Consider the following 10562-nt stretch of genomic DNA (forward strand, 5'->3'; position numbering starts at 1 on the left):
CTAAAATTTAGACTGCATAATCATAGTCCGTTGTCAAGCAAAACATTATCACTAATTTCGTATTTCAAATTTAAAGTTAGACTAGGGAAATTCAGTCTTGTCCCCTTCAGATCGGTAACAGTTTTATCCCTGATTTTAATAGATAGTCTACAGTCTATAGTAAATTTATTAACAATTGATTTAAGTGAATCATAATAAAACTGGGTTTTGCGTAGAACTGTTCGTTAAGATGGTTGTTAGCCCAATACCACTGACTGTTCACCGCCCATTGTGACTTCACCCACCATCCATTGTATTAATCCTCAATGCTCCCATCCCTCAAATCAACCTTGGGGGAACAAATTTTGCCAGAGTTGTGGCGCTCCCCTACAACTGAACCAACGCTATATTCCCTTACACAATTTAGGAACCGGGGGATTTTCCCGCCTTTATACCGTCTGGGATCTCAAAACCCAAACTGAAAAAGTCCTAAAAGTCCTGGTGGAACCCTCCCCCAAAGCCTTAGAACTCTTTGAACAAGAAGCGGCAGTTTTAGGTCAGTTACGCCATCCCGGAGTACCTCGGGTGGAAGCCGATGGCTATTTTTATCTCAAAAAAGGCAACCGCTCAGAGGGCCATCTTCCCTGTTTGGTGATGGAAAAAATTAATGGCCCCACCCTACAGGAAATTTTGGATCAATACCCCCAAGGCTGTCCCGAAGACTGGGTGATCAGTTGGCTCTCCCAAGCCCTTGATATCTTACGAGAATTGCATAGCTATCAAATTATTCATCGGGACATCAAACCCTCAAACATGATGTTAAGGATGACCCCCCCCTTAGGGATGAAAACGACCCAAGTTTGGGACACCCAATTGGTAATGATCGACTTTGGAGGGGCTAAACAAATTGGCCCGGTTGCCCATAGCGATCGCGAAACCAGTCCTCGCAGTAGTACCCGCCTGATTTCCGCCGGATACAGTCCCCCAGAACAGGTCATGGGGGTGATGGTCGGGCCCCCATCAGATTTCTACGCCTTGGGACGCACCTGTATTCATTTATTAACGGGTCAATTTCCCGGAGATTTAGATGATGCTTATACCGGGGAATTGCGTTGGCGAGAAAAAACCCGGGTCAGTCCTGGGTTTGGTCATTTATTAGAGCGAATGGTGCAACTTGATCCCCGTCAACGTCCCCAAACCGCTAAAGCCATTCAAACGGATATTTTTAGAATTATTCGAGAGAAAAAACATCCTCGACGGATGATATCGACCCATCAACGGTTATTAGATAGTCTCACAACCACGTTAATTCAATGGAATCAAAGATTAATCCAACTGATTTTTGGACTAGGAAAATTAACAATACATTCTGTGCGGGGTTTAGTAGAAACAACTTGGGAAATTGCCTTAGCCGGAACGGGATCAATTGTGGGAACAGTAATTGGATCAATATTAGTTGATTTTTACGGTTTAGGCGAAAAAATCACTCTGGTTTTAGCCAAAGAATTACCCCAGATTTTACCGAATGTTCCCCTAAGTTTAGGCGCGGAAGTATTGGTTTGGGGATTAGCTGGATTAGGCGCCGGAATTGGATTAACCGATGCGGGAGGTTTCGGGCAACGTCGCCGTTATTGGTTAGCTGGGATCATGGGAATGTTAGGCTATATTGTGGGCGGAGCTAGTGAACAACTGATCAATAAGTTAGGGAATATAGGTCTTCAGGAATGGGAATTAGAATTGTTTAAGCAACTCCCTTTCGGAATAGCCGCCGGGTTAGTCACTTTAGGTTTGGGATTACGCAGTGATCAACTTTTTCAGGGAATCTTTGTTTTATTAACCGTTACTACTGTGTTTTTTGGTTTTAATCAATTTTTGCCTCAAGGAATGTTAGAGTTTCCCACCCAAATGCAAGACTTTAATTTACCGCAATTTTGGGACAATTTAGGATTTATGGCATTACTTAGTGGCACAACTGCTTTCTGTTTGGGAATAACTCACTATTTCATTTTGCCCCTATTCCGATGGTTGAGAAATTAATAATATGAAATCCCTAAATGTTGGCTACACATCATTAATCAGGATCGGATGACTATTAGACATCTCCGAAAATCCTCAAACGCCCTCTATCGCTACTTTTTGAGCCTCTAGTGGGACTTAAACAAAAATCAAGCCCAAATCAAGCCTAAACTTGCTTTGTAGGCTGCAAATACATCCCTATTATGTTGGAGCCACTCCACAAATCGAAAAGAAATCGCTGTGCGAAAGGCTTCAAGGGCATCAACAAATGTGTTTAAGGGTTTGTTCGCCCATCGACGTCTTAACCCTCCAGTTAAACTATGCCAGAGAATAAAAGTATAGGCACAAAATACCAAAATCCAATGTCTGATTAAACTTCTTTTATCTCGGACTTGATATTCTTTCAGCCCCAACCAGCCCTTAGCTTCCCTGTAAAAAACTTCTATCCAATTTCTTTGTGAATAGGTCGTTACTATCCATTCTCCTGTGGCTTTTGAAACCTCAACATTAGTCATTAAATAATCAATATCACTGGCTTGGTCGAAAGTGGCAGCATTCATGACGATGGCTATTACTTTCTTCCCGGCATACTTTGATAATTCAATTTCTTGTGTTGCTACCCACACAGTTTTGGTTTTTTCTACTGGGAGTTGAATTTCACTAAAAGCTCCTTGGGGCAACGATTTAGCTAAATTATCTAATCGAGTTTCCTCTGTTTCATCTTCCCCTTTTTTGAGGATTACCTTTCGATTCTTAGCGACTCCCCCTATATATTTTAATCCTTTTTTCTCTAACTCTTGTAGAAAACTTGTGTTATTTCCATACCCGGCATCTGTTAGCACAATTCCCGGTCGATATCCTCTTTCTAAGCTCCTCTGTATTAATTCTAATGCTATTTCCGGTTTCTTTTTAAATTCCGGGTCAGCTTTTCCTAAGGGTAATGACTCGGCTTTTTGATATAATTCTATATCTAATGGTAAGTTTTTTTTACCATCGTATAGATGGCTCGTTACTGCTACAATTCCATTGTCGGTTTTTCCGATTTCTCCGATGTATTGCCGTCCCACTCCCTCGGTAAAGTTCCCGCTTTTTCGATGTCCTGAATCATCAATAATTAGAGCAAATCCCCGACTAATCTGGGTTTGCCTACACTGATTCATTACCTCCAGCCGACGCTGATTCAGTTTCATTGCTGACCAAGGAGCTTCGGTTAAAAAGTGGTGTAATCGGTGGTAAGTTACCCCTACGGCGTTATTCGCCATTTGCGACAGGTTTTTTCGCTCACTTTCTCCCAATAATCCCCCTAAATAGTTCCTAAATTCCCGTTTTTGGGCTTGATGGCCGAAAATATCGTCAAATCGACCACACCATCTATCGAAGCAAGGGGGCATCGCTGCCGGGGTTGTCTCTTTCATGGGTTATTCTTTAACGTTATCTGCTTGCTCTATAATCATTATCATCTATTTCCCTCCTTATTTTTGTTTAAGTCCCATTAGTGCAGATATAAACGGCCCATTCCACAGCATCAAAATAATTAACTAAATCCCCGACTTCATAGTTCCCATAAACCCAATTTCCTTTCCATTTCAATCCTGCCCCTGCTTCGCCTTTTTCTCCTTGAATCCCTTGAATCCCTGGTAAACCAATATCCCCCTTATCACCCTTATCACCTTTCTCTCCTTTAGCCGAATCATCATCAATAATAATTAGATTGCATTTAGGAATAGCACCAGCAACCGCACCGCCTTTATAACTTCCCAAACTTAAAGGAACAAACTCGTCTCCTTCAACTAAATTTTCTTGAATGATTTGAAACTCAAGGGTTTTTATTCCATCTTCCCCATCAGCCCAAGTTAATAATTGAGAACTCCCAGTAGAAGTTGTTGGGTTAATTGGAAGAAAATCCAATTTTCGAGTCCCGCGACCCAGACTAGAAGCCGAACTATTTGTTACTTTTACCGAAACTAATCCTGTATTTCCTTCAATTCTTTCAACACTAACTTTAGCTCCAATATAAGTTCCATCTTCTCGGATTCTAAACTCAGTTTGAGTGAAACTTAATTTCCCCGCAGCCATAATTTTACCTGGTAATTTGATAGTATTATCGTATCATAAAGTTGATTTTTAGGACAACAAAAATGGCACTATCTTGTCAACTGGCAAATACCTACTATCCCACCAAAAACTATGGGGTTTCGAGTTGGTGGAGTTCACCGAAACTTGATGGAGTACGGGGACTCTACTTACCAACAGAACAATCAATTATTGTCGCTAATCCCTATACTTTAATTGAAAATAATCCCACGTCTATTCAAGCTCAGAATCAATTCAATAAAGATAACGGTCTATCCAATGAAGGCACAATCCTCCGGCATCCTGATATTGCTTATTACGAGGGTAGAAGCAATGATTTATTGAAAGTCAAGAACTTTGAGAAAAACATATTTACTTGTACTGGTTTCTTTAAAGGTACTGGCAAATACTCTCAAAGCCTTGGTAAAATATCTGTTCAATCTAATATCCTTGGCGTTCCTGTAGCTGCTAGGGTTGGAAGTGGATTTACGGATGCTGAACGTTTGGAGATTTGGAATAATCAATCAAACTATCGGGGACGACAGCTTGAAGTAATCCATCTTGGTTTTACTAAAACTCATTCAATTCGACATCCGGTTTTTTCTAGGTTTATTTAGATTTAATTAATTTAGATTCTAAAGGTTAAGAAGGAGCTACCATGAGGTCGGCTCCTTTTTGCGTCAATCATAAGAACAGAATAATAATAGCATATTTATTTCAATTTATAAGACGCTACCGCTTAAATTTAATGAAGTTTATTTATCTAAAACCATGACTGAATTAAAGACTGAATTAGAAATGTATTCAAGTTTTTGTTGCTTTGAACAAGAGGCTATTGAATCGGCGCTCAAAGAGGCTGGGATTAATTATCGAATTGAACCATTGAATATGGGAAGTGATGAACGACCCCTTGACTGTTTCAATCTCTTTACTGAACCTAATGATTTAGATTTACGTTCCATTGAGCTTGAAATTGTTCGCCAGTACCGTAAACAATTCAACCTTGAACACGCGGGTTTATTTGAGCTTTAAGCTGAATTTCAATCTAAATTCCAATCTGAATCTAAATAAATAATACTTTAAGCGCTAATTAAGTTAATGACTTGGCTACCGCTTGAATTTAATGAAGTTTTTTTGAACCAAATCAATGATTAGAATTCCACCTAAATTCGGTTCTAAAGTTCCTAAACCTGAACCCGATAAATCCAAAGGTAGTGTTTTTGAAAGACTGAATGCAAAGCTTAAATGGGAACGAGAAAATATTGAACCCCATTTAAAAGATTTATTTCCTTTGTACCGTCACACTTGCATTATCTTCATGCCGACTGAGAACACTTTCTACTATACAGGTGCAGGTTATGGAAACTATGAGAATGGCAGAGATGATGATTACAACAGAATTGGAGCAATCTTAGCTCAAATCTAATTCAATTAAGCGGTAATTAGAATTGATGCTCTAGCTACCGCTCAAAGTTGTTGCTGTTTCTCTTAACTAAATCAATGAATACCATAACTTTTGCAGGAATTAAAGGTAAAGTTCTTAAATCATCTCCACATGGCAATTATTGGGTTGTCGAGCTTTGCGATCGCATTACGATTGTGGGAACCAAAAACAATCAATTTAATTGGTCAGAGGCTCCTGATTTTAGTTCGGGATTTACCAGTTTTATTGCTTATATTGGTTCGACAACCGAAGAACAATCAATCCTCTATGACCAAATTCAATTCTATGGCGGTCACATTCAGGAGTTCCGTGATTCTAAACGTAATCAACATTTTCCTCTTGAATTTAAAGTTAAAGAACTCTCTGTTGATAGTTTGTTGAACTTATTTAATGAACTTCAATAAATTCAATAACAAATAACAAAATCAATAATGTTACTCAAGGGAATAACGTTATTGGTTTTGCTATTGCGTTCAATTCTGTGCAAATTAAGGATAACACAAATGAGAGATAAAGTAATCAAAATTTGTCAAGCATTAGATTGGCAAGGAGAACGAGATACCTGGGAATCACCAGACGGTAAAGAGATTCCGTTTATTCGATTTTCTAAATTCATCATGCCTGATAACGATGATTTTAACCGATACAATATTGCTGTTACGATATGGGCAAAGAATGTTTCAGTTGAGATTATCGAAAGTTGTGGTGAATGCGGCCCTGAAATAGATTCTGAAGATAGATGGGCAATGATTAAGATTTACAGAATTGCCAAAGTTTCTCATGCAGAATTTATTGAAAGAAGCAATGAATTGATTCAACAACTGGAGAAGACGTTGTATGAAAAGTTCACCCCTTAAATCTATTCAATTCCTTCAACTAGAACTACCTTTATTTCCAAAACTCAAACGAAACCAGAAAGTCAAGATTAAAGGCTTAGATTCTGAAGGAGAATATCCTCACCTTATCGGGAAATTTGGGATAATATTTGCCATTGCCAATAATGGGATTTGGGTAAGATTCCCTGGTTGTTATTTGGGGCGAACCAAGAAGCGTAAAGTAAAACTAATTTTGCTTTATTCTATTTGGAGTATCGAGTATTTCAAAGTTTCTGAATAGGGTAGCTATCGCTAAAGATAGGCGTTGTTTCTTTTCCTTAAATACATCATGTCTATCGTTATTCAAACTAAAGCCCAAAAGACAGCCTCAACCCTCGTTGATTGCTTCCGAATCCTTGCTTGGCAACATTATAAGAGTACCAATAAAGGCTTGAAAATTGAAGGTAAAGAAGTTAAAGGTTTAGAACTCTATGAAATCTTTAAAGCCAATTGGGTTAAGCATGAAATTCACAAAATGGATGTAGCTAAAATCCAAAAATTTATTGAGGAAATGGGTTACTCCGAAGAAGAACTTCTGCAAATCCGAGCTGATTATCGGAAACAACAAGCCAATTACCAATCCAAACGCGAATCAACTGAATCAACTGAATCAACTGAATCAAAAGTCAGTCAACTGAAATCAAAATATCAAGAATCTGATTCTGAATACGAACCTAAACCTTTCTAATTTCTAAACTCCAACTAAAGTCTTAGTCTCCTTGTGGGATTAAGGCTTTTTTTATTGGGGCTTTGCTGGGGGGAGCTATCGCAAATAGTTTATGAAGTTTCTTGGAGTAAATCAATGGCTACTACAATTAAACAAATTATTACCATCAAAATTGAAGTTTTTAATCCCGAAAGCCTCAAAGTTTATAATAACGATGGTTATGATTCTGAGATTTACTACAATCCAGTTTACTTCGGTGCTAATCGTAAGCCCAAAAACCTTATTGCAACTACCCTGAAATGGCGTGGTGATTCCCAATCTTTACGGCAACATATCTGGGCTGACTTCAAGCGTTGTTTTTGGAAGAAAGACCAATCCAGTTTTAGTGATCCAATTCAGAATCTAACAAGAGCAGGGATTGATAACAACAATAAGGTTTCTATTCCTTGTATGGGTATCGTTACACCTATCTTGCTAATTGAATCTGAGGCTTATCGTCCCCATGCTGAAGTTGTTGTTAAGGCGGCTAACTTTCTAGCTTTCCTGATGAACAAACAGGAAGAACTCGATTATCTACAATTTCGTGAGCTTCTAGCCAGTTTCGGTATCATCGAATCCTAAGTTTCTAAATAAACCCCTAATTAGATTCAATTTAGTTGGGGGTTTTCTCTATTTAACTTATCAATTAAACCAATGAAAATCACNAATCTAGTTAGTTGGGGTTTTTTCTTTAATTATCAACTACAACTAAATCAATGAAAATCACTGTAGCAATTTCCGGTTCACGTTCAATCGAAACATTAAATACAGAATCCCTAACTAGAATCAACAAAATCATTGAACTCAATTATGAGATTCTAATTGGTGATGCTCCTGGTGTTGATTTATTAGTTCAAACTTATCTTGATTCAGTGAATTACGATAATGTTCAAGTTTGGTTTGCCTTTAGTACCCTCAGAAATAATGTTGGTAATTGGGGAACCGTTAAAGTCCAAGGAAGTTATAGCCTTAGAGATAAATTAATGCACTATCAAGCTGATTTTGGTTTAGCTATTTGGGATGGTAAAAGCCCTGGAACTAAACGAAATATCAAACAACTTGGTAAANCCCCAAACCTTTCTAATTTCTAAACTCCAACTAATTAAAGTCTTAGTCTCCTTGTGAGATTAAGGCTTTTTTTGAATTAGAGCAAAAGAGTGGGGATGCTATCGCAAAGAGTCCGTGAAGTTTCTTGGACTAAATAAATGACTAGCTTCCAATTCCCAATCCTTGACATCAAAATAGTTTCCCGTAAAAACCGAAAACATTTAGTTGATATGGGGAAAGAATTTCAGACTTTTGGCTATACTCCCCAAAGTTTTCGGGAGAATCTCTGGCATCAAATTCAGAACAGTCGATTAGACGAAAAGCAAACACGAGAATTTAAGTGTTTGAGAAGTATGGCAATGAATCACAAGCAGATAGCTTTATTGATTAAGGATGAGGAGCAACGGCCCTATGCAGAAATAATCATTCGAGCAGTTAGTTTTGTTCATCGTATTGAATCCCTAGCCCCATTAGGAGGTATTGATTCCCCTGACAAAATGCAACCCGAAGCCTTCTACGAACTATTGAAGCAATTAGGTTTTAAGTTGAATCTCGTTAAACCCTAATCAATAAACCCTTAATTAATTAGATTCCCAATCTAGTTAATTAGGGGTTTTTCTAATTCACTTAACTTTAAATCAATGAAAATCACTGTAGCAATTTCCGGTTCACGTTCAATCACAATTCTAAATCCTGAATCCCTAACTAGAATCAACAAAATAATTGAGCTTAATTACGAGATTCTAATTGGTGATGCTCCTGGTGTTGATTTATTAGTTCAAACTTATCTTGATTCAGTGAATTACGATAATGTTCAAGTTTGGTTTGCCTTTAGTACCCTCAGAAATAATGTTGGTAATTGGGGAACCGTTAAAGTTCAAGGAAGTTATAGCCTTAGAGATAAATTAATGCACCAACAAGCTGATTTTGGTTTAGCTATTTGGGATGGTAAATCACCAGGAACTAAACGAAATATTCAACAACTTGGTAAACGTTGTCGTGTTGTCTTAATTAATTAAATCTAATTAAATCTTTAGCTGTAGTTATTTGTGAGGTAGCTACCGCTAAAGATAGGTGTTTTGTCGTTTTTTCTAACTAACATAAATATTACCATGAATGAACTCAATGGTCAATGGCTAGATTGTGGCGGAAAACCCTGTTTCTGTCCTGATAATTCACCATCTCCTTATGATTATCTTTGGGACGATGATATTGAAGATACTGAAGAAACTGAAGATATTGAAGACACTAAAGAAGTTATAGAATTTGGGGAAAAATCCAAGCTGATTTCAAGATATTCAAGTCTTATCGAACCTCTTGAATTTGAAATTGAATCTGAATCAGTTTCTATAAAAGTAATTGANCCAAGGAAGTTATAGCCTTAGAGATAAATTAATGCACTATCAAGCTGATTTTGGTTTAGCTATTTGGGATGGTAAAAGCCCTGGAACTAAACGAAATATCAAACAACTTGGTAAACGTTGCCGTGTTGTCTTAATTAATTAAATCTAATTAAATCTTTAGCTGTAGTTATTTGTGAGGTAGCTACCGCTAAAGATAGGTGTTTTGTCGTTTTTTCTAACTAACATAAATATTACCATGAATGAACTCAATGGTCAATGGCTAGATTGTGGCGGAAAACCCTGTTTCTGTCCTGATAATTCACCATCTCCTTATGATTATCTTTGGGATGAAAATGTTGAAGATATTGAAAATGTTGAAGACACTAAAGAAGTTATAGAATTTCGGGAAAAATGCAAGCTGATTTCAAGATATTCAAGTCTTATCGAACCTCTTGAATTTGAAATTGAATCTGAATCAGTTTCTATAAAAGTAATTGAACCGTACAATGACGATATTAATTCAGTTGACTTCTTCACTGAACCTGACGAACCTTTCTGACTTTAACTAAATAACTAAATAACTAAATAACTAAAAACCTTAGAGCAATCTGGGGTTTTTTTTATTGACTTTTAAAGACTTAGGAATTTAAAGATTTAGGAGTAAGACGCTATCGCGCAGAAGTGGCAGTTGTTTTATTTGTAATTACCATGAAATCTTCTGAATCCGGCAAATCTCTGACTGAACTTTTAGTTGTTATCGTCATTATTGGTATCTCAGCTTCAATCGGTTTACCAATGTTTCTCAACTATCTCAAAACAAGTAGATTAGTGGGACTTAAACAAAAATAAGGAGGGAAATAGATGATAATGATTATAGAGCAAGCAAATAACGTTAAAGAATAACCCATGAAAGAGACAACCCCGGCAGCGATGCCCCCTTGCTTCGATAGATGGTGTGGTCGATTTGACGATATTTTCGGCCATCAAGCCCAAAAACGGGAATTTAGGAACTATTTAGGGGGATTATTGGGAGAAAGTGAGCGAAAAAACCTGTCGCAAATGGCGAATAACGCCGTAGG

General features: G+C 37.6%; 13 protein-coding genes and 1 pseudogene. 12 read left to right on the plus strand and 2 right to left on the minus strand.

Going from position 1 to position 10562, the window contains the following annotated elements; genetic code table 11:
• Positions 1 to 270 precede the first annotated feature (270 nt).
• The gene (locus PL9631_RS16295) at positions 271 to 2016 is read left to right on the plus strand and encodes a serine/threonine-protein kinase (RefSeq protein ID WP_231516753.1); all 1746 of its coding nucleotides are present in this window, start codon (positions 271 to 273) and stop codon (positions 2014 to 2016) included.
• A gap of 128 nt (positions 2017 to 2144) precedes the next feature.
• Here PL9631_RS16295 and PL9631_RS16300 read toward each other — a convergent pair whose 3' ends face one another.
• Together PL9631_RS16300 and PL9631_RS16305 are read right to left on the minus strand one after the other, a co-directional pair.
• Entirely contained in the window at positions 2145 to 3410 is a 1266-nt protein-coding gene (locus tag PL9631_RS16300) for an IS701 family transposase (RefSeq protein ID WP_083621907.1), read from the minus strand.
• Between the two features lie 67 nt (positions 3411 to 3477).
• On the minus strand, positions 3478 to 4071 hold the full coding sequence (locus tag PL9631_RS16305) for a collagen-like triple helix repeat-containing protein (protein WP_083621908.1): 594 nt from the start codon (positions 4069 to 4071) through the stop codon (positions 3478 to 3480).
• Positions 4072 to 4133: 62 nt separating this feature from the next.
• On the opposite strand from PL9631_RS16305, the gene PL9631_RS16310 reads away from it, so the two are divergent.
• From PL9631_RS16310 to PL9631_RS27405, 11 genes and pseudogenes are all read left to right on the plus strand, one after another.
• A complete protein-coding gene (locus tag PL9631_RS16310; RefSeq protein ID WP_083621910.1) occupies positions 4134 to 4685 on the plus strand; it encodes a hypothetical protein in 552 nt (183 codons plus the stop codon).
• A gap of 154 nt (positions 4686 to 4839) precedes the next feature.
• On the plus strand, positions 4840 to 5100 hold the full coding sequence (locus tag PL9631_RS16315) for a hypothetical protein (protein ID WP_083621911.1): 261 nt from the start codon (positions 4840 to 4842) through the stop codon (positions 5098 to 5100).
• A gap of 115 nt (positions 5101 to 5215) precedes the next feature.
• Positions 5216 to 5494 (plus strand): hypothetical protein, encoded by a 279-nt coding sequence (locus tag PL9631_RS16320; protein WP_083621912.1) that lies wholly within the window; start codon positions 5216 to 5218, stop codon positions 5492 to 5494.
• Positions 5495 to 5568: 74 nt separating this feature from the next.
• Positions 5569 to 5916: a hypothetical protein gene (locus tag PL9631_RS16325; RefSeq protein WP_083621914.1), complete on the plus strand. Its 348-nt coding sequence runs from the start codon at positions 5569 to 5571 to the stop codon at positions 5914 to 5916.
• A gap of 99 nt (positions 5917 to 6015) precedes the next feature.
• Entirely contained in the window at positions 6016 to 6369 is a 354-nt protein-coding gene (locus PL9631_RS16330; RefSeq protein ID WP_083621916.1) for a hypothetical protein, read from the plus strand.
• Positions 6370 to 6676: 307 nt separating this feature from the next.
• Positions 6677 to 7075: a hypothetical protein gene (locus tag PL9631_RS16335; protein WP_083621918.1), complete on the plus strand. Its 399-nt coding sequence runs from the start codon at positions 6677 to 6679 to the stop codon at positions 7073 to 7075.
• 114 nt (positions 7076 to 7189) lie between these two features.
• The gene (locus PL9631_RS16340; RefSeq protein WP_083621920.1) at positions 7190 to 7675 is read left to right on the plus strand and encodes a hypothetical protein; all 486 of its coding nucleotides are present in this window, start codon (positions 7190 to 7192) and stop codon (positions 7673 to 7675) included.
• A 623-nt stretch (positions 7676 to 8298) separates the two neighbouring features.
• Entirely contained in the window at positions 8299 to 8706 is a 408-nt protein-coding gene (locus tag PL9631_RS16350) for a hypothetical protein (protein ID WP_083621923.1), read from the plus strand.
• A gap of 75 nt (positions 8707 to 8781) precedes the next feature.
• Positions 8782 to 9159, plus strand: a complete 378-nt coding sequence (locus tag PL9631_RS16355; protein ID WP_083616417.1) for a hypothetical protein — start codon at positions 8782 to 8784, stop codon at positions 9157 to 9159.
• Between the two features lie 580 nt (positions 9160 to 9739).
• Positions 9740 to 10042 (plus strand): hypothetical protein, encoded by a 303-nt coding sequence (locus tag PL9631_RS16365; protein WP_083615996.1) that lies wholly within the window; start codon positions 9740 to 9742, stop codon positions 10040 to 10042.
• A gap of 347 nt (positions 10043 to 10389) precedes the next feature.
• Positions 10390 to 10562, plus strand: a pseudogene (locus PL9631_RS27405) (IS701 family transposase); the annotation flags it as partial.

It is taken from the genome of Planktothrix paucivesiculata PCC 9631 (genome assembly GCF_900009265.2).
Lineage (GTDB): Bacteria > Cyanobacteriota > Cyanobacteriia > Cyanobacteriales > Microcoleaceae > Planktothrix > Planktothrix paucivesiculata.

Coding starts and splice junctions, on each gene's coding strand:
- PL9631_RS16300 (WP_083621907.1), bottom strand. CDS start 3,410: ATGAAAGAGACAACCCCGGCAGCGATGCCCCCTTGCTTCGATAGATGG.
- PL9631_RS16305 (WP_083621908.1), bottom strand. CDS start 4,071: ATGGCTGCGGGGAAATTAAGTTTCACTCAAACTGAGTTTAGAATCCGA.
- PL9631_RS16310 (WP_083621910.1), top strand. CDS start 4,134: ATGGCACTATCTTGTCAACTGGCAAATACCTACTATCCCACCAAAAAC.
- PL9631_RS16315 (WP_083621911.1), top strand. CDS start 4,840: ATGACTGAATTAAAGACTGAATTAGAAATGTATTCAAGTTTTTGTTGC.
- PL9631_RS16320 (WP_083621912.1), top strand. CDS start 5,216: ATGATTAGAATTCCACCTAAATTCGGTTCTAAAGTTCCTAAACCTGAA.
- PL9631_RS16325 (WP_083621914.1), top strand. CDS start 5,569: ATGAATACCATAACTTTTGCAGGAATTAAAGGTAAAGTTCTTAAATCA.
- PL9631_RS16330 (WP_083621916.1), top strand. CDS start 6,016: ATGAGAGATAAAGTAATCAAAATTTGTCAAGCATTAGATTGGCAAGGA.
- PL9631_RS16335 (WP_083621918.1), top strand. CDS start 6,677: ATGTCTATCGTTATTCAAACTAAAGCCCAAAAGACAGCCTCAACCCTC.
- PL9631_RS16340 (WP_083621920.1), top strand. CDS start 7,190: ATGGCTACTACAATTAAACAAATTATTACCATCAAAATTGAAGTTTTT.
- PL9631_RS16350 (WP_083621923.1), top strand. CDS start 8,299: ATGACTAGCTTCCAATTCCCAATCCTTGACATCAAAATAGTTTCCCGT.
- PL9631_RS16355 (WP_083616417.1), top strand. CDS start 8,782: ATGAAAATCACTGTAGCAATTTCCGGTTCACGTTCAATCACAATTCTA.
- PL9631_RS16365 (WP_083615996.1), top strand. CDS start 9,740: ATGAATGAACTCAATGGTCAATGGCTAGATTGTGGCGGAAAACCCTGT.